The 18,077-nt window shown below is 70.0% G+C and carries 18 protein-coding genes; 15 read left to right on the top strand and 3 right to left on the bottom strand.

Features of this window, described 5'->3' with window-relative positions; translation table 11 throughout:
* Positions 1 to 10: 10 nt before the first annotated feature.
* The 10 genes from CI089_RS12920 to CI089_RS12875 all read left to right on the top strand — a co-directional run bounded on the left by CI089_RS12920 (position 11) and on the right by CI089_RS12875 (position 8,646).
* Positions 11 to 1,084 (top strand): UDP-N-acetylglucosamine--N-acetylmuramyl-(pentapeptide) pyrophosphoryl-undecaprenol N-acetylglucosamine transferase, encoded by a 1,074-nt coding sequence (locus tag CI089_RS12920; protein WP_094261901.1) that lies wholly within the window; start codon positions 11 to 13, stop codon positions 1,082 to 1,084.
* Between the two features lie 49 nt (positions 1,085 to 1,133).
* Positions 1,134 to 2,534 carry a UDP-N-acetylmuramate--L-alanine ligase gene (gene murC / locus CI089_RS12915; protein ID WP_094261900.1) on the top strand — a complete coding sequence of 467 codons (1,401 nt, stop codon included), beginning with the start codon at positions 1,134 to 1,136 and terminating at the stop codon, positions 2,532 to 2,534.
* Positions 2,535 to 2,537: 3 nt separating this feature from the next.
* Positions 2,538 to 3,572 (top strand): FtsQ-type POTRA domain-containing protein, encoded by a 1,035-nt coding sequence (locus CI089_RS12910; protein WP_094261899.1) that lies wholly within the window; start codon positions 2,538 to 2,540, stop codon positions 3,570 to 3,572.
* Positions 3,573 to 3,792: 220 nt separating this feature from the next.
* On the top strand, positions 3,793 to 4,944 hold the full coding sequence (gene ftsZ / locus CI089_RS12905; protein WP_088380394.1) for a cell division protein FtsZ: 1,152 nt from the start codon (positions 3,793 to 3,795) through the stop codon (positions 4,942 to 4,944).
* Positions 4,945 to 4,956: 12 nt separating this feature from the next.
* Complete coding sequence (locus tag CI089_RS12900) at positions 4,957 to 5,643, top strand: YggS family pyridoxal phosphate-dependent enzyme (protein WP_094261898.1); 687 nt, start codon at positions 4,957 to 4,959, stop codon at positions 5,641 to 5,643.
* A gap of 31 nt (positions 5,644 to 5,674) precedes the next feature.
* Positions 5,675 to 6,133 (top strand): cell division protein SepF, encoded by a 459-nt coding sequence (locus CI089_RS12895; RefSeq protein ID WP_023951545.1) that lies wholly within the window; start codon positions 5,675 to 5,677, stop codon positions 6,131 to 6,133.
* Between the two features lie 6 nt (positions 6,134 to 6,139).
* The gene (locus CI089_RS12890; protein WP_094261897.1) at positions 6,140 to 6,442 is read left to right on the top strand and encodes a YggT family protein; all 303 of its coding nucleotides are present in this window, start codon (positions 6,140 to 6,142) and stop codon (positions 6,440 to 6,442) included.
* Positions 6,443 to 6,563: 121 nt separating this feature from the next.
* Positions 6,564 to 7,142, top strand: coding sequence for a DivIVA domain-containing protein (locus tag CI089_RS12885; protein ID WP_094261896.1), 579 nt, complete (start codon positions 6,564 to 6,566; stop codon positions 7,140 to 7,142).
* A gap of 3 nt (positions 7,143 to 7,145) precedes the next feature.
* On the top strand, positions 7,146 to 7,724 hold the full coding sequence (lspA, locus tag CI089_RS12880) for a signal peptidase II (RefSeq protein ID WP_094261895.1): 579 nt from the start codon (positions 7,146 to 7,148) through the stop codon (positions 7,722 to 7,724).
* A 1-nt stretch (position 7,725) separates the two neighbouring features.
* Positions 7,726 to 8,646: an RluA family pseudouridine synthase gene (locus CI089_RS12875; protein ID WP_094261894.1), complete on the top strand. Its 921-nt coding sequence runs from the start codon at positions 7,726 to 7,728 to the stop codon at positions 8,644 to 8,646.
* Between the two features lie 33 nt (positions 8,647 to 8,679).
* Here CI089_RS12875 and CI089_RS12870 read toward each other — a convergent pair whose 3' ends face one another.
* Positions 8,680 to 9,282 carry a cyclodeaminase/cyclohydrolase family protein gene (locus CI089_RS12870; RefSeq protein WP_094261893.1) on the bottom strand — a complete coding sequence of 201 codons (603 nt, stop codon included), beginning with the start codon at positions 9,280 to 9,282 and terminating at the stop codon, positions 8,680 to 8,682.
* Positions 9,279 to 9,752 (bottom strand): NUDIX hydrolase, encoded by a 474-nt coding sequence (locus CI089_RS12865; protein ID WP_094261892.1) that lies wholly within the window; start codon positions 9,750 to 9,752, stop codon positions 9,279 to 9,281. The genes CI089_RS12870 and CI089_RS12865 overlap by 4 nt, the downstream gene beginning before the upstream one ends.
* 47 nt (positions 9,753 to 9,799) lie before the next feature.
* Between CI089_RS12865 and dnaE the strand changes: the two genes are divergently transcribed.
* Genes dnaE through CI089_RS12840 form a run of 5 tightly spaced genes read left to right on the top strand, consistent with a single transcriptional unit; the run spans position 9,800 to position 17,498 of the window.
* Complete coding sequence (gene dnaE, locus CI089_RS12860) at positions 9,800 to 13,318, top strand: DNA polymerase III subunit alpha (protein ID WP_094261891.1); 3,519 nt, start codon at positions 9,800 to 9,802, stop codon at positions 13,316 to 13,318.
* A 49-nt stretch (positions 13,319 to 13,367) separates the two neighbouring features.
* Positions 13,368 to 14,618 carry a hypothetical protein gene (locus CI089_RS12855; RefSeq protein ID WP_094261890.1) on the top strand — a complete coding sequence of 417 codons (1,251 nt, stop codon included), beginning with the start codon at positions 13,368 to 13,370 and terminating at the stop codon, positions 14,616 to 14,618.
* 31 nt (positions 14,619 to 14,649) lie between these two features.
* The gene (gene hisD / locus CI089_RS12850; RefSeq protein WP_094261889.1) at positions 14,650 to 15,948 is read left to right on the top strand and encodes a histidinol dehydrogenase; all 1,299 of its coding nucleotides are present in this window, start codon (positions 14,650 to 14,652) and stop codon (positions 15,946 to 15,948) included.
* A 12-nt stretch (positions 15,949 to 15,960) separates the two neighbouring features.
* Complete coding sequence (gene nrdR / locus CI089_RS12845) at positions 15,961 to 16,443, top strand: transcriptional regulator NrdR (protein ID WP_094261888.1); 483 nt, start codon at positions 15,961 to 15,963, stop codon at positions 16,441 to 16,443.
* Positions 16,444 to 16,454: 11 nt separating this feature from the next.
* The gene (locus CI089_RS12840) at positions 16,455 to 17,498 is read left to right on the top strand and encodes a quinone-dependent dihydroorotate dehydrogenase (protein ID WP_094261887.1); all 1,044 of its coding nucleotides are present in this window, start codon (positions 16,455 to 16,457) and stop codon (positions 17,496 to 17,498) included.
* Here the strand turns inward: CI089_RS12840 and CI089_RS12835 are convergent.
* On the bottom strand, positions 17,473 to 18,042 hold the full coding sequence (locus CI089_RS12835) for a DUF3043 domain-containing protein (protein WP_094261886.1): 570 nt from the start codon (positions 18,040 to 18,042) through the stop codon (positions 17,473 to 17,475). The genes CI089_RS12840 and CI089_RS12835 overlap by 26 nt on opposite strands.
* Between the last annotated feature and the right edge of the window lie 35 nt (positions 18,043 to 18,077).

Below are 18,077 nucleotides of genomic sequence, written 5' to 3'. Positions count from 1 at the left end.
GCTCGATCCGGTGACCACCTACCTTCTGGCGGGCGGCGGCACGGCGGGACACGTGAATCCGCTGCTCTCCGTCGCCGACGAGCTGCGTGCCCGACGTCCCGACGACACCGTTCTCGTACTGGGCACGCGCGAGGGGCTCGAGTCCCGTCTGGTGCCCGAGCGCGGTTACGAACTCCTCATCGTCGACAAGGTGCCGTTCCCGCGTCGCCCGAACGGCGCCGCCGTCCGGTTCCCCGCCCGCTGGTTGCGGGCGGTCGCACAGGTGCGCACTCACATCCGCGAACGCGGCGTCGACGTCGTCGCGGGATTCGGCGGCTACGCGGCCGCGCCGGCCTACGTCGCCGCGCGCCGCGAGGGCGTTCCCTACGTCGTCCACGAGGCCAACGCGCGTCCCGGCCTCGCCAATGTCCTGGGGGCGCGGAACGCCGCCGCGACCGGCACCGTGTTCGAGGGGACGCCGCTTCGCGGTTCGCAGGTGGTCGGGATGCCGCTCCGCCGCGAGATCGTCGACCTCGACCGCTCAGCGCGTCGCGACGAAGCCGCGGCCGCCTTCGGTCTCGACCCGGCGCGCCCGGTCGTCCTGGTCTTCGGCGGCTCGCTGGGGGCGCGACGGCTCAACGAGGCGCTCGCGGGTTCGTGGCGGGACATCGTCGACGCCGGTTGGCAGGTGCTGCACGCCGCGGGGGAGCGCAACGAGGTGTCCGACGCGCCGTCGCCCGACTACCGGGTCGTGCCGTACCTCGATCGGATGGATCTCGCGTTCGCTCTCGCGGACGTCGTGGTCTCGCGTTCGGGAGCGGCGACCGTGAGCGAGGTCAGCGCACTCGGCATCCCGGCGGTGTACGTCCCCTACGCCGTGGGCAACGGCGAGCAGGCGCTGAATGCCGCGGGAGCGGTGCGAGCCGGTGCTGCCCGCATCATCGACGACGCCGACTTCACGCCCGACCGCGTGCGCGCGGAGGTCGTTCCCCTGCTGAGAGACCGTGACGAGCTCGACCGGATGCGGCGCGCTGCCGCGTCGATCGGCATACGCGACGGGGCGGCCAACGTCGTGGCCCTCCTCGACGCGGCACAGCGACGCTGAGGGCGTGGCGGGCGGTCCTCTCAGCCGGGCGACCTAGACTTGACGGGTCATGATCAGACCCGACCTGAGCCTCCCGATCCCCGCCGACATCACCGCCGCGCACTTCATCGGCATCGGTGGATCGGGCATGTCCGGCCTCGCCGGGATGTTCCTCGACCGCGGCATCCGCGTCTCGGGTTCCGACCGTGCCGACAGCCCCGCGATGCGCGCGCTCGCGGCGCGCGGGGCCGATGTCCACGTCGGGCACGACGCGGCGCACCTGCCCGACGACGCCGACACGGTCGTCCACACGGGGGCCATCTGGCCCGAGAACCCGGAGTTCCTCCTCGCCAAGGAGCGCGGGCTGCACGTCATCCACCGCTCGCAAGCACTGCACTGGCTCATCGGCGGCCGCCGACTCGTCTCGGTGGCCGGAGCGCACGGCAAGACGACCTCCACCGGCATGATCGTCACGGCGCTCCGCGGTCTCGGGACCCGTCCGACCTTCGTCAACGGCGGCGTCATCGCGGATCTGGGGGTCTCGAGCGCGACCGGCGACGACGATGTCTTCGTGATCGAAGCGGACGAGTCCGACGGCACCTTCCTGCTCTACGACACCTCGATCGCGCTCATCACCAACGTCGATCCGGATCATCTGGACCACTGGCAGACGCGCGACGCGTTCTACGACGGGTTCGTCCGCTTCGCCGACGGCGCCCGCGAAGCCGTCGTCATCTCGGCCGACGACCCCGGTGCGGGCCGCGTCGCGGCGGCCCTCACGCACCGGCGGGTCATCACGTTCGGCGAGGCTGCCGACGCGGACGTGCGGGTCTCGGACATCGTGACCGACGGTCCGGTGTCGTTCTCGCTCACCGTAGGCGACGAGACGGTCCACGGGCGCCTCTCGGTGCCGGGTGCCCACAACGCGATCAACGCAGCGGGTGCCGTGGCGGTGCTGACCGCCCTCGGGTACGAGCTCGAGCGCGCACTGCGCGCCGTCGAGGGCTTCGGGGGCACGGCTCGGCGCTTCGAGCTCCACGGGGTCACTCGCGGTGTCAGTGTGTACGACGATTACGCCCACCACCCGACCGAGGTGGCGGCGGCACTCTCCGCGGCACGGACGGTCGTGGGGGAGGGGCGCATCATCGCTCTCCACCAGCCGCACACGTACTCGCGTACCCAGGAGATGTTCCGTGAGTTCGCCGACGTCCTCGAGACGCACGCCGACCACACCGTCGTCCTCGATGTCTACGGAGCACGCGAGGACCCGGTCCCGGGTGTCACCGGCGAGCTCGTCAGCGGCGCGTTCGCCGACGCCGAGCGCGTGCACTTCGTCCCCGACTGGCAGGAAGCCGCGGATTACACGGCCGGTGTCGCGCGCGACGGCGACTTCATCGTCACCCTGGGCTGCGGGAACGTGAACCTGATCATCCCGCAGGTGCTCGACGCGCTCGCCCGGGCGGAGGACTAGCCGGTGCGCCGCCCGAGTCCGCTGCCGCCCTCGTCACGGCCCGCCGGCGGGCAGGACGGCGCAGGCGCGTCCGGGAAGCGTCGCGCCCCTGCGGGGCAGGACGCGGGCAACGGGGCCGAGGTCGCCTCGCCGGACTCCACGCAGACTCAGCCCGTCGAGGAGCTGTGGCACCAGCGCGGCCGGGACTACGGAATCGCCCCGATCATTCCGTTCGATCCGCCGGCGCGGGCGGAGTCCACGACGCCGCCGCCGGATGCCGCGGACGCCGACTCGGCCGATCGCCCGCTCACGGCGCGCGACCTGTGGGGCGCCGCGCGTGCGCGACGACGTGCGCTCCGCCGCGAGGTGCGGCGCTTCACGGCGCGCCAGCGTCGGCGCAGACGCATCTGGATGGTCTCCGCGGGCGTGCTGGTCGCCCTCGTCCTCGGGTCGATCGGTGCCGCCTACAGCCCGCTGTTCGCCGTCGAGCGCATCACGATCGTCGGCACCGCGCAGCTCGACGCGGCGGCCGTGGAGACGGCGCTCGCGGGTCAGCTGGGCACGCCGATGCCCCTCGTCGACGAGAGCGCCGTCAAGGCGGCGCTGGTCTCGTTCCCGCTGGTCGAGTCCTACAGTCTCGAGGCCAGGCCCCCGCATGAGCTGGTGGTGCGCATCGTCGAGCGGACGCCGGTGGGTGCCGTGCAGGGCGAAGCGGGCTACACGCTCGTCGACGCGGCCGGGGTCGCCCTCTCGACGACCCCCGAGCCGCCCGCGGGACAACCGCTCCTCGAGGTCGAGGGCGGTCTGTCCTCCAGCACCTTCGCCGCCGCGGGTCAGGTGTTCCGTTCCCTGCCGGATTCGCTGCGGTCCCAGGTGACCGTGCTCTCGGCGACGACGCCCAACGACGTCACCCTGACGCTCGCCGACGGCCGTTCGGTCGTCTGGGGCGGGCCGTCCGATTCCGGCAAGAAGGTGCAGGCGCTCGAAGCGCTGATGAACGCGCGAGCGGATGCCTCCGGCTACGACGTCTCGTCGCCGCAGGCAGCCGTCGTCCGCTGAACCGCGTCGATCGACGCCGCGCCGATCGAGTCGCCACGGCCGTCTACGCCCCTCTTCCGGTGCCGTGAAACGCGGGATGTCGCGACACGCCGCTCACGTCCGTCGGGTGAGTCCATGAGTGCGTAGCTTCAACTCAGGAATTGCATACCCGGCAATTCTTTAAACCTCTACGTGAGGTTGAAGGTTTACGAGCAGGGTTCGGGACGAGATGGAGGCCGGCATGAGCCAGAACCAGAACTACCTCGCGGTGATCAAGGTCGTCGGTGTGGGCGGTGGCGGCGTCAATGCCGTCAACCGGATGATCGAGCTGGGGCTGCGGGGTGTCGAGTTCATCGCGGTGAACACCGACGCGCAGGCGCTCCTCATGAGCGACGCGGACGTCAAGCTCGACGTCGGCCGTGAGCTGACGCGCGGCCTCGGTGCCGGCGCCGACCCCGAGGTCGGGCGTCGAGCGGCCGAGGACCACGCCGAAGAGATCGAGGAGGCGCTCGCGGGTGCCGACATGGTGTTCGTCACCGCCGGCGAGGGCGGTGGAACCGGCACCGGTGGTGCGCCCGTCGTGGCGCGCATCGCCAAGTCGATCGGCGCGCTCACGATCGGTGTCGTCACGAAGCCCTTCTCCTTCGAGGGTCGCCGTCGCCAGAGCCAGGCCGAGGCCGGCGTGTCGAAGCTGAAGGAAGAGGTCGACACCCTCATCGTCGTCCCGAACGACCGCCTGCTCGAGATCAGCGATCGCGGCATCTCGATGGTCGAGGCCTTCGCGACGGCCGACCAGGTGCTCCTCGCCGGTGTCCAGGGCATCACCGACCTCATCACGACCCCGGGTCTCATCAACCTCGACTTCGCCGACGTCAAGTCGGTCATGCAGGGAGCCGGTTCGGCGCTCATGGGCATCGGTTCCGCCCGCGGCGCCGATCGCGCGATCAAGGCCGCCGAGCTCGCCGTCGAGTCGCCTCTGCTCGAAGCCTCGATCGAGGGCGCCCACGGCGTCCTGCTGTCGATTCAGGGCGGCTCGAACCTCGGCATCTTCGAGATCAACGATGCCGCTCAGCTGGTCAAGGAAGCTGCGCACCCCGAGGCGAACATCATCTTCGGTACGGTCATCGACGACACCCTCGGCGACGAGGTGCGGGTGACGGTCATCGCCGCAGGGTTCGACGGCGGCGAGCCGCAGGCTCGCATCGAGCCGATCGCGGCCGCACGTCCCTCGGCGCCGCCGGTCCTCCCCGAGATCCCGGCCGAGGAGGCCGCGGCATCCGAGCCCGCCGAGCGCCGCGAGGCCAAGGAGACGGTGCCGGTGTCGGCCAAGAGCGAGTCGTACGACTCGGTCTTCGGCGACGACGACCTCGACATCCCCGACTTCCTGAAGTAGGCCGATCGCCCCATGCCGGACCTGGCCGAACGGCTCGCCGACGTCGACGCCCGCATCGCCGCTGCGATGCGGGCGTCGGGTCGCGCGCCCGACGAGGTGACCCGCATCGTCGTGACCAAGTTCCATCCACCCGAGCTCATCGCTCAGCTCCATGCCCTCGGCGTGCGCGACGTGGGCGAGAACCGGCAGCAGGAGCTCAGCGCGAAGCGCGCCGCGCTTCCCGCGCTCGACGGGATGCGCTGGCACTTCATCGGCCAGGCGCAGACGAACAAGGCGCGGGCGGTGCGAGCGGCGGCGGATGTCGTCCACTCCGTCGATCGCTCGCGCATTGCGGACTCGCTCCACGGCGCCGATCCCGAGGGGGAGCCGCTCGACGTGCTGGTGCAGGTGAACCTGACCGACGACCCCGGTCGTGGCGGTGTCGCGCCTGCCGGTGTCGAGGCGCTGACGGCACACATCGTGGAGCACTGCCCGAGCCTGCGCGTTCGCGGCGTCATGGCCGTCGCCCCGCTCAGCGAGGAGCCGGCATCGGCCTTCGCCCGTCTCGCGCAGGCATCGGACGTCCTGCGCTCCGTCGCGCCCGACGCGACCTGGATCTCCGCCGGCATGACCGGCGATTTCGTCGAAGCGATCTCCGCCGGTGCGACACACCTGCGGATCGGATCGGCAATCACGGGACCGCGCCCGGACCGCGGATAGCCTCGGAACAGACGAGCAAACGGAGGATGCGATGTCGAACCCGCTGAAGAAGACCATGGTTTACCTGGGCCTCGCAGATGAGGAAGAAATGTACGAAGAGCCGCAGGCCGAGCAGCAGGCTCGCCGTGACAAGCCTGTCGAGAAGCCGGCCGCGCCGGTGACGCCCCTGCACCGTCCGGCGGTCGTGCGTCAGCCCACCACGGGCACCGTCAGCGAGATCCTGACCGTCCACCCCAAGCAGTACCGCGACGCGCAGGTGATCGCCGAGAACTTCCGCGAGGGCGTGCCGGTGATCATCAACCTCTCGCAGATGAGCGACGCCGACGCGCGCCGGCTCATCGACTTCGCGAGCGGCCTGTCCCTCGGTCTCTACGGCCGCATCGAGCGCGTGACGAGCAAGGTGTTCCTGCTCTCGCCCGAGAACATCGCCGTCTCCGGCGACGGCGCTGTGGCTCAGGCTGAGCCTGAGGCGGCGCCGTTCGCGCAGTGATCTGACGTGGATGTCGTACGGCTGATCGCCGCACTCGTCTACTTCGCTCTCCTGCTGTACATCCTCGTTCTGTTCGTCCGACTGATCCTGGAGTACATCCCCCTGTTCAACCGGGAGTGGCGCCCGAGGGGATTCACCCTCGTGCTCGCCGAGGTCGTCTACACGATCACGGACCCCCCGATCAAGACACTGCGCCGCGTCATCCCTCCGATCAGACTCGGCGTCATCGCAATCGATCTGGCATTCCCGCTCACCATGCTGGCCTGCTTCATCCTGCTGTCGATCACGCGCGTGATCGCCTTCGTCTGAGGCGGTCCCGGCGGGATCGTCGCGGCCGCGAAGGCGTCGGACTATGCTGGGTGGGTACGGCCCGCTGCGGCGGGTGCCGGCTGACCGGCCCGCGTCGTGAGCCCTGAAAGAGGACAACACCATGGCTTTGACCCCTGAAGACGTCGTCACCAAGCAGTTCCAGCACGTGCGTTTCAAGGAAGGATTCGACCCCGACGAGGTCGACGACTTCCTCGACGAGATCGTCGTGGAATGGCGCAAGACGATCGCCGAGAACGAAGAGCTCAAGGCGAAGCTCGCCGCGTACGAGTCGGGTGAGACCCCCGCCGCGGCTTCCACCGACGACGCGGTCGTCGAGGAGGTGCCCGCACCGGTTCCGGCCGTCGAGCAGCCCGCCCCCGCCGCCGACATGGCTCCGGCCGCCGCGTCCGCCGGCATCATCGAGCTGGCCCAGCGCCTGCACGACGAGCACGTCGCCGAGGGCAAGGCTCAGCGCGACAAGCTCATCGCCGACGCGCAGGCACAGGCCGCATCGATCATCTCCGAGGCAGAGGCCCGCGGCCGCGACGAGGTGGCGCGCCTCGAGGCCGAGCGCGTGTCGCTCGAGGGCCGCATCTCCGAGCTGCAGCAGTTCGAGAAGGACTACCGCGGTCAGCTCCGCGGCTTCATCGAGAGCAAGCTCCGCGACCTCGACACGACCGGCGTCTCGGCCGGCGCGTAATCCTTGGCGTCGCGCAAGCGTCTGAACGGTCCGGCGGCCGGTGCCCTCGTCGCGATTCTCGCGGCAGTGGTACTGGCCGCCGACCAGTTCACGAAGTACCTCGCCCTGGAGAATCTGCCCTATCAGCGCGAGGTTCCCGTCCTCGGCGACTTCTTCCAGCTCTACCTGACGAAGAACCCCGGCGCCGCGTTCTCGCTGGGCACGGGCGTGACCTGGATCTTCACGCTCGCGCTCGCGGCCGTGGCCGTCGTCGTGATCGTGCTCACGGTCCGCCGTGTCCGCACGCGGTCGTGGGCCATCGTCCTCGGTCTGCTCCTGGGAGGCGTGCTCGGTAACCTCACCGACCGCCTGCTGCGTGAACCCGGCTTCCTCGTCGGGCACGTCATCGACTTCATCCATACCCCGTGGATGTGGCTGTGGTTCCCCTCGGCGATCTACAACGTCGCCGACATGTTCATCGTGACGATGATGATCTCCGTTGCGGTGCTCGTCGTCGTCGGCATCCGCTTCGACGGTTCGCGCGAGCGCCGGCACGCCGACGACTCGGCCGACGCGCCGACGACCACGGTCACGGACCGCTGAGATGCCCCAGCGCGCGCTGCCCGTCCCCGACGGACTGGACGGTGTCCGTGTCGACGCCGCACTGGCCAAGCTGCTCGGATTCTCACGCACCTTCGCCGCAGAGGTGGCGACCGCGGGCGGGGTGACCCTCGACGGTCGCACGCTCGCCAAGTCCGACAAGCTCGTCGCGGGCTCATGGCTCGATGTGTTCTGGGAGGAGCGCGCGGAGGCGCAGATCGTCCCGGTCGCTGTTCCCGACCTCGGGATCGTGCACGACGATGACGACATCGTCGTCGTCGACAAGCCCGCCGGTGTCGCCGCGCACCCCTCCCTGGGGTGGGACGGACCGACGGTCCTGGGCGCACTGGCTGCGGCCGGGTACCGCATCGCCACGACCGGCGCCGCCGAGCGTCAGGGGGTCGTGCACCGACTCGATGTCGGCACGAGCGGACTCATGGTGGTCGCGAAGAGCGAGCGGGCCTACATCGCCCTCAAGCGCGCGTTCAAGGAGCGCGAGGTCGAGAAGGTGTACCACGCGGTGGTCCAGGGGCATCCCGACCCGCTCGCCGGAACGATCGATGCTCCGATCGGACGCCATCCGTCGCACTCGTGGAAGTTCGCCGTCACCCCGGCGGGCAAGGACTCGGTCACCCACTACGAGACGCTCGAGGCGTTCCCCGGCGCCTCGCTGCTCGAGATCCACCTCGAGACGGGACGGACGCATCAGATCCGCGTGCACATGGCCGCGCACCGGCATCCCTGCGTCGGGGACCCGCTGTACGGAGCCGACCCCACGCTGTCGGCTCGGCTCGGCCTGACCCGCCAGTGGCTGCACGCGCATCGGCTCGCCTTCGACCACCCGGTGTCGGGGGAGTGGGCGACCTTCACGTCGCCGTACCCGGCCGACCTCGCGCGGGCTCTCGAGACGCTCAGGGGCGACTGACCCGCAGGCCGGCGTACGCCGTGTCGCGTGCGGTCACCCCTCGCCGAGCCGGTCGGCGAGGCTGCGGGCCTCACGCCGTGCCGCGAGGAGGCGGTCGCGCAGAGTGCCGTGCGCGGATTCGAGGGGTGCCGGGTCACCGTGCGCCGCGACGAGGGTGAGTCCGCCCGACAGGTTCGTCGCCGCGCCGCCGAGTCCGGCCGCAACGGCGTCGGCGGCGACGGCGACATCCGACATGAGGTGGCGGTTGCCCACGTCGGCGAGGAGACGCACCTCCCTCCAGACGCCCAGGGCGATCCCGCCGAGAGCCGCGGACGTCTCGATGGCCCCGGTCGCCGCCTCGACGATGCGCCGGTCGCGCACGCCGGGGTCGTCGCCCGGGACCGGACGGAGCGCGGCACCGAGGGCGCCCGACGCCCGCCCGTCGTCGTCGGCGGCGGCGATGGCCGCGTCGCGAAGGCGCGCGAGCCGAGCATCGATGCCGGGCGCGGCGGGCTCTGCGGAGCTGTAGCGGCTGACCATCTGCGCGAGCGCGGCCGCGACAGCCGTGATGACGCCGCTGGCGGCACCACCGCCCGGATCGCCCTGATCGCGCGCGAGGGCATCGAGCAGGTCGCCCAGCGCGACCCGCGAGGTCATCGCCCGCCCCGGAAGGTCGCCGGGTCGTCCTCCGCGACGGCCAGGGCGATCTTGCGGACGTGCTCGGGTGCCACGTCGGTCATCTGCCCGAGATCGTAGAACCCGACCTCGGTCAGCTCGCCGTCCGCGGGATGCGGCTCGCCCGAGACCCATGAGCAGCGGAACACCAGGTCGAGGTAGTCGACCTGGTCGCCGTTGGCATAGACGATGCGAGGGATCTGGTGCACGAGCGCGAGCCGCTCGGCGCGGACGACGACCCCGGCCTCTTCGTGGCACTCACGGACCGCGGCGTCGGCGGGCTCCTCGCCGGGATCGACGATGCCCGACACGGGTTGCCACCTGCCGTTGTCGGCGCGCTTCCCCAGGAGCACCTTCTCATCGCGGAACACCACGGCGGTCACCCCCACGAGGGGCAGCGGAGCGGTGCCGATCTTCTCGCGCAGATCGAGGACGAAGTCGGGAGTGGCCATGGGCCCAGCCTAGGACCGGTGTCCGGGGCCGAACGTAGACTCGTCTGGTGGCATCCGACTCCTTCGTTCATCTGCACGTGCACAGCGAGTACTCGATGCTCGACGGTGCAGCCAAGATCGCGGCCATGACCCAGGCAGCGGCCGATTACGGCATGCCGGCGATCGCGGTGACCGACCACGGCAACACGTTCGCCGCCTTCGAGTTCTACCGCGCCGCCAAGGCGGCGGGCGTCAAGCCGATCATCGGTCTCGAGGCGTACGTGACTCCGGGAACGCACCGCAGCGACAAGTCGCGTGTGGCGTGGGGGTCGCCCGAGCAGAAGAGCGACGACGTGTCGGGTTCGGGCGCCTACACCCACATGACGATGTGGAGCCAGAGCACCGAGGGCATGCACAACCTCTTCCGGCTGAGCTCGCTGTCGAGCATGGAGGGCTACTACTTCAAGCCGCGCATGGACCGCGAGCTGCTGCAGACCTACGGCAAGGGGCTGATCGCGACGACGGGATGCCCCTCGGGCGAGGTGCAGACGCGGCTCCGCCTCGGTCAGTACGACGCCGCTCGCGCTGCGGCTGCCGAGTTCCAGGACATCTTCGGCAAGGAGAACTACTTCGCCGAGATCATGGACCACGGCCTGTCGATCGAGCGCCGGGTGATGACCGACCTGCTGCGGCTGGCGAAAGACCTCGACATCCCGCTCGTGGCGACCAACGACTCGCACTACACGCATCAGCACGAGGCCGATGCCCACGCGGCGCTGCTCTGCGTGCAGTCCGGCTCGACGCTCGACGACCCGAATCGCTTCAAGTTCGACGGCGACGGCTACTACATCAAGACCGCGCAGGAGATGCGGCAGCTTTTCCGCGACCACCCCGAGGCGTGCGACAACACCCTGCTCATCGCCGAGCGCTGCGAAGTGGAGTTCAACACCTCGGCCAACTACATGCCGCGGTTCCCCGTGCCCGACGGCGAGACCGAAGACAGCTGGCTCGTCAAGGAGGTCGAGGCGGGGCTGCACTACCGTTACCCCGGCGGCATCCCCGACAAGGTGCGCAAGCAGGCCGAATACGAGACCGGCATCATCCTGCAGATGGGCTTCCCGGGCTACTTCCTCGTCGTCGCCGACTTCATCAACTGGGCGAAGGACAACGGCATCCGGGTCGGCCCCGGGCGCGGGTCGGGCGCCGGTTCGATGGTGGCGTACGCGATGCGCATCACCGACCTCGATCCGCTCGAGCACGGTCTGATCTTCGAGCGATTCCTCAACCCCGACCGCGTCAGCATGCCCGACTTCGACGTCGACTTCGACGACCGTCGCCGCGGCGAGGTCATCGAGTACGTGACCGAGAAGTACGGTTCCGAGCGTGTCGCGCAGATCGTCACCTACGGCACGATCAAGTCGAAGCAGGCCCTGAAGGATGCCGGACGCGTGCTCGGTTTCCCCTTCAGCATGGGCGAGAAGCTCACCAAGGCGATGCCGCCGGCCGTGATGGGCAAGGACATGCCGCTCGACGGCATGTTCAACAAGGACCACCCGCGGTTCAAGGAGGCCAGCGAGTTCCGCGCCCTGATCGACACCGATCCCGAGGCGAAGACCGTGTTCGACCGCGCCCTCGGGCTCGAAGGCCTGAAGCGGCAGTGGGGCGTGCACGCGGCCGGCGTGATCATGTCGTCGGAGCCGCTCCTCGACATCATCCCGATCATGCGCCGCGAGCAGGACGGCCAGATCGTCACGCAGTTCGACTACCCGTCGTGCGAGACGCTCGGACTGATCAAGATGGACTTCCTGGGGCTGCGCAACCTCACGATCATCTCGGACGCGCTCGACAACATCCGCATGAACCGGGGCGAGGAGCTCGACCTCGAGCATCTCGCACTCGACGACCGCCCGGCCTACGACCTGCTCACCCGCGGCGACACGCTCGGGGTGTTCCAGCTCGACGGCGGGCCGATGCGATCACTGCTCCGCCTGATGAAGCCCGACAACTTCGAGGACATCTCGGCCGTCATCGCGCTGTACCGCCCGGGACCCATGGGCGCGAACTCGCACACGAACTACGCGCTGCGGAAGAACGGCCTGCAGCCGATCACACCGATCCATCCTGAGCTGGAAGAGCCGCTGCGCGACATCCTCGACACGACCTACGGCCTGATCATCTACCAGGAGCAGGTCATGGCCATCGCGCAGAAGGTCGCCGGCTTCTCGCTCGGTCAGGCAGACATCCTCCGCCGCGCGATGGGCAAGAAGAAGAAGTCCGAGCTCGACAAGCAGTACGAGGGCTTCTCGGGCGGTATGAAGGAGCGCGGCTTCGGCGAAGGGGCGATCCAGGCGCTCTGGGACATCCTGCTCCCGTTCTCGGACTACGCCTTCAACAAAGCGCACTCCGCCGCCTATGGCCTCGTGTCCTATTGGACGGCGTACCTCAAGGCTCACTATCCGGCCGAGTACATGGCCGCCCTGCTCACGAGCGTCGGCGACTCGAAGGACAAGATGGCGGTGTACTTGAACGAGTGCCGCCGCATGGGCATCAAGGTGCTGCCGCCCGACGTCGGCGAGTCGATCCGATACTTCGCGGCCGTCGGTGAGGACATCCGGTTCGGCCTGGGTGCGGTCCGCAACGTCGGTGCGAACGTCGTAGACGGCATCATCGCGTCTCGCGCCGACGACAACTACGTCAGCTTCCACGACTTCCTCACGAAGGTCCCGCTCCACGTCGCCAACAAGCGCACCGTCGAGTCCCTCATCAAGGCGGGGGCCTTCGACTCGCTCGGATCGACCCGGCGCGCCCTGATGGAGATCCACGAGGATGCGGTCGAAGCGGCGGTCGATGCGAAGCGCAAGGCCGCGACCGGTGCGATCGGATTCGACTTCGACAGCCTGTACGACGAGGCCGAAGAGGTCATGCCGGCCAAGGTGCCCGAGCGGCCCGAATGGACGAAGAAGGACAAGCTCGCGTTCGAGCGCGAGATGCTCGGGCTCTACGTGTCCGACCACCCGCTGGCCGGACTGGAGATACCGCTGGCCAAGCACGCGTCGACCTCGATCCACGACCTGCTCGCGTCGGAAGACGTCCAGGACGGCGATCAGGTCACCGTCGCCGGGCTCGTGACGAGCGTGCAGCACCGCGTGGCGAAGCAGAGCGGTAATCCCTACGGCATGATCACCATCGAGGACTTCGACGGTGAGGTGACCGTGATGTTCATGGGAAAGACCTACACGGAGTTCCAGAGCATGCTGGTGGCCGACTCGATCCTCGTCGTGCGAGGACGGGTGTCGCGTCGAGACGACGGGCTGAACCTCCACGGTCAGTCGGCCTTCTCTCCCGACCTCGGTTCGTTCGATGCCGCCGGGCCGCTCGTGCTGCTGCTTCCGGAGCAGCGAGCGACGGAGTCGACGATCGGCGAGCTGGCGGCCGTCCTGCGTCGGCACAGCGGTGAGACCGAGGTGTCGCTCAAGCTCCACAGAGCCGGCACCGCGAAGGTGTTCGAGGTGCCTCATCCGGTACGCGTGACGCCTGATCTCTACGGTGAGCTCAAGGGACTTCTGGGACCTCAGTGTCTGGGTTGAGCCGGGTAGGATTCCACCGCAGCGCAACCGCCGCGACGAAGGGAACATCGTGACCGACGAGAAGAACATCCACTCCGACGACGGCCGTCCCGAGGACGCAGCGCCCGGCGTTGCCGAGCCGGCACACGAGACCACGGCCGCCGGCGACGTCGACGGTGCGCAGGCCGACGCGGCCTCGGACGCGTTCGCGCCCGCACCGGATGCGGCGGTCGTGATCGACGAGTCGGCCGTCGAGCCCGTCGTGATCGATGAGCCCGCTGAGCACGCGTCCGCCGAGCATGCGTCCGCCGAGCACGCCCCGGTCGACGACGCTGCGGAGATGCCGTCGTCGTCCGAAGACACCTCCGCCGCGTCCGCCGCGGGCTCGTCGGGGGAGGTGCCGCCGCAGTACGGAGTGGGTCCGCTCTCGATCCGCGAGGTCGCTCTCGCCGGTGTCTGGGCTGTCGCGTTCATCTGCTCGTTCTTCCCCGTGTACGGCCGATTCGGCGCCGGGGTGTCGGTGTGGGGCGCGGGGATCGACTGGATCCTGACGATCGGCGTGCCCACGGTCGCGGTCTTCCTGGTGCTGCTGCGCCGCTTCTCCCCGCAGGGCATCCGCCGTGTCGGCTCGCTCGGCATCGACCAGTTCGCGTCGGTCGCCTTCTCGGTCTCCGCCACCGTCTGGCTCGGGATCATCTGGAGCTCGTTCGCGGGCCTCGCCCAGTCCGGCGTGTTCCTCGCGAGCTGGGTCGTGTGGGTCGAGGTGATCCTGGCTCTGGCTGGGGTCGTGCTCACCGTCGTCGCGCCCCACCTCCCCGTTCTCGGCGACGATTTCGCGCACCGGCCCGAGTCGCCGGCGCACCGGGTGGCGCGGGCGACGCGTCCGGTCGTCGCCCGGCCGGCATCCGCCCGCCCGGCACCGCACACCGGTCCGGCGCACACCGCATCGGCGCACAGCGCTCCGTACGCAGCGGGCACCGGCGCCCCCGCGTACACCGGCTACGCCGCTCCGGCCGGCTACGCCGTCCCCGCGGAGGCTCCGGCGTCCTCCGGCGCGCCCGAGTCGGCACCGGCCGACGCGGCGGAGCCGTTCGACACCGGCGCGACGACGGTCATCGAGCCTCTCGCCGCGCCCCAGGCGTTCTGGGCGCTCGCCCCGGATGAGCGCGATGTCCTCGACGAGATGGGTGCGCCGCTCTTCCGGATCGGGCCGACGGCGTGGGCCCTCGTCATCGAGGACCGCGGCGAGGTCTTCGTGGTCCGCCACGAGGACGGTCGCGTCGGCTACCTCCACGACACCACCGATGTCACGCGCGGCTGAGTCCGCCGTGGCCGCGCGCTAGCCTGGAACGATGCGCACCATCGATCTTCGCGGCCGTCGTCTGACGCCCGCCGAGTTGCTCGCCGCCGTTCCCCGGGCAGAGGCCGCCCGCGGGCTCGCCCTGGCCACCGCAGCCGAGATCGTCCATGATGTCGCCGCTCGCGGAGAGGCATCGCTCCGTGAGCAGGCGGCGCGCTTCGACGGCGTGGAAGGCCACTCCGTTCGGGTTCCCGCCCAGCACCTCGACGAGGCGCTGGCGGCCATTCCACCGGCGGTCAGGACCGCGATCGAGGAGTCCATCCGGCGTGTGCGGCTGGCCTCCGCCGCCCAGATCCCGCCGGACCGCGTGACCGAGCTCGGCCCGGGCGCACGGGTCGAGCAGCGCTGGCGGCCGGTGCGTCGCGTCGGGGTCTACGTCCCCGGTGGCAAGGCGGTCTACCCCTCCAGCGTCGTGATGAACGTCGTCCCCGCCCAGGTCGCCGGCGTGGAGTCGGTCGCGCTGGCATCTCCACCGCAGCGCGACCACGACGGACGCATCCACCCCGTGATCCTCGCGGCCGCGCGCCTCCTCGGCATCTCGGAGGTCTATGCGATGGGAGGCGCGGGAGCGATCGGCGCCTTCGCGTACGGCGTCGGCTCGCTCGGCCTCGATCCCGTCGACGTCATCTCCGGACCGGGGAACAACTTCGTGGCACTCGCGAAACGCGTCGTCGCCGGTGTGGTCGGCACCGACTCGGAAGCGGGCGCCACCGAGATCCTCATCGTCGCCGACGGCGAAGCGGATGCCGACCTCGTGGCCGCCGATCTCGTCAGCCAGGCGGAGCACGACGAGCAGGCCGCCGCCGTCCTGGTCACCGATTCGACCGACTTGGCCGAGGCCGTCGCAAAGCGAGTCTCCGCTCGCGCGGCCGCGACCCGCCACGCCGAGCGCGTCGCGATCGCGCTGGACGGTCCCCAGTCGGCCATCGTCCTGGTCGACGACATCCCCGCGGCCGCGGCCTTCTCGAACGCCTACGCCCCCGAGCACCTCGAGCTGCACCTGCGCGACCCGCGACCCGACGACTACGTCAACGCGGGTGCGGTGTTCGTGGGCTCGCACACGCCGGTGAGCCTCGGCGATTACCTGGCCGGCAGCAACCACGTCCTGCCGACCGGGGGACAGGCGCGTTATGCCGCCGGTCTGGGTGCTGCGACCTTCCTGCGCTCGCAGCAGGTCATCTCCTACGACCGGGAAGCCCTGCGTGCCGTGCACGACGGCATCCTCGCCCTGTCCGACTCCGAGCAGCTCCCCGCGCACGGCGAAGCCGTGTCGGCGCGGTTCGACGCGTAATCTGGGCTCGTCATGCATTGCCCTTTCTGCCGCAATCCCGATTCCCGTGTCATCGACTCGCGCACGAGCGATGACGGTCTCAGCATCCGCCGCCGGCGTCAGTGCCCGAAGTGCGGCGGCCGTTTCTCGACGATCGAGACGGCGAGCCTGAACGTCATCAAGCGGTCGGGCGTCATCGAGCCGTTCAGCCGCGAGAAGGTGATGTCCGGCGTACGCAAGGCCTGCCAGGGCAGACCGGTCACCGAGGCCGACCTCGCCGTGCTCGCACAGGCGGTCGAAGAGGCCGTGCGTCAGACCGGTTCGTCGCAGATCGACACGAACGAGATCGGCCTCGCCATCCTCGGGCCGCTCCGCAACCTCGACGAGATCGCCTACCTGCGGTTCGCGAGCGTCTACCAGGCGTTCGACACCCTCGAGGACTTCGAGGCCGCGATCGAACAGCTGCGCGCCGATCACGTCGCCGCGCGGACATCGGAGGGCTCGGCCTCGCTCTAGGCTGGACGGCGATGTATCCGTTCATCTTCCGCACCGTCTTCTCGCGCATGGAGCCCGAGACCGCGCATCACCTCGTGGTCCCGGTCATCCGTCTGCTGGGCATCCCGCCGTTCTCGATCGTCGCCCGGGCGCTCACCCGCCCCGACCCGTCGCTCCGCACCGAGGCCCTCGGTCTCGTCTTCGACTCGCCGTTCGGCGTCGCAGCCGGATTCGACAAGGACGCGGTCATGGTGCGCGGCCTCGGAGCGCTCGGGTTCGGCCACGTCGAAGTCGGCACGGTCACGGCGAAGCCGCAGGACGGCAACCCCCGCCCACGCCTGTTCCGACTGGTTCAGGACCGCGCGCTCATCAACCGGATGGGCTTCAACAACCGGGGCGCGGGCGCGGCGGCATCCCGCCTTCGGCGTCTCCGGCGCGGGAGCACTCACGCGGTGGTGGGCGCGAACATCGGCAAGAGCCGTGTCGTCGACGTCGAGAACGCGACCGCCGACTACGTCGAGAGCACACGTCTCATCGCGCCCGAGGCCGATTACCTCGTGGTCAACGTCTCGTCACCCAACACTCCCGGTCTGCGCGGGCTGCAGGCGGTCGAGACGCTGCGTCCCCTGCTCGAGGCCGTGCGCGACGCGGCGGGAGCGACGCCGCTGCTGGTGAAGATCGCGCCCGACCTGGCCGATGACGAGGTGACCGCCATCGCCGAGATGGCTGTGGATGCCGGACTGGCCGGTCTCATCGCCACGAACACGACGATCTCGCGCGACGGACTCCTCACGGACGAGGCGACGATCGAGCGGATCGGCGCCGGCGGGCTGTCGGGGGCACCGCTCCGCCGCCGCGCGCTCGAAGTCCTGCGTCTGGTGCGTTCGGCGGTGCCCCGGGACTTCTGCGTCATCGCAGCCGGGGGAGTCGAGACCGCTGCTGACGTCCAGGAACGGCTGGCGGCGGGTGCCGACCTGGTGCAGGGGTACACCGCGTTCATCTACCGCGGCCCGCTGTGGGCGCGGCAGATCAATCGCGGGCTCGTGCAGCTCAGGCGGGGCGCTGACCGCGCTTGACCTGAGGCTTCGGGAGCCGCATGAAGCGCATCTGGATCGAGCGCATCGCGCCGTACCAGCCGAGCCCCTTCTCCATCCGCTCGGCGCCGAACTTCGCGCGGGCGGCCTTCTTCACCCGGATGCTGGTGATCACCATGTCTCCGATGACGAGCAGGATGAACGCCCACAGCGCGATGAAGGCGTAGAAGGTCACCGCGTTCGAGCCGAGGAAAGTGACGATGATGACGAGCACCATCGCGCCCATCACGAGCTCTCCGAGGTGCCAGCCGGCGTCGATGTAGTCGCGGACGAACCGCCGCTGCGGACCCTTGTCGCGCATCGGCAGGTAGCGCTCGTCGCCGTTTGCCATGCCGATCCGCGCCTTGTCCCGGCGCTCGGCGAGCTCGGCGCGGGCACGCGCCTTCGCCTCCTTGGTGTCGGGCACCAGCGGGCGCTTGCGAGCCGCCTCCTGGGCGGCGCGGCTGGGGGTGGGACGGTTCTTGCCGGTGCCCGTCGACGCCTGGTCGGCGTCGTCCGGAGCGGGGGCAGCGGGAGTTTTGGCCACGGGGATCCTCGGGTTCTGCGACGAACGTGCCTCTT

This window comes from Microbacterium sp. Yaish 1 (genome assembly GCF_002245215.1).
In the GTDB taxonomy this organism is placed as follows: domain Bacteria; phylum Actinomycetota; class Actinomycetes; order Actinomycetales; family Microbacteriaceae; genus Microbacterium.
Note: the sequence above shows the minus strand (reverse complement) of the source record. Positions and strands in the feature narration are given on the sequence as shown.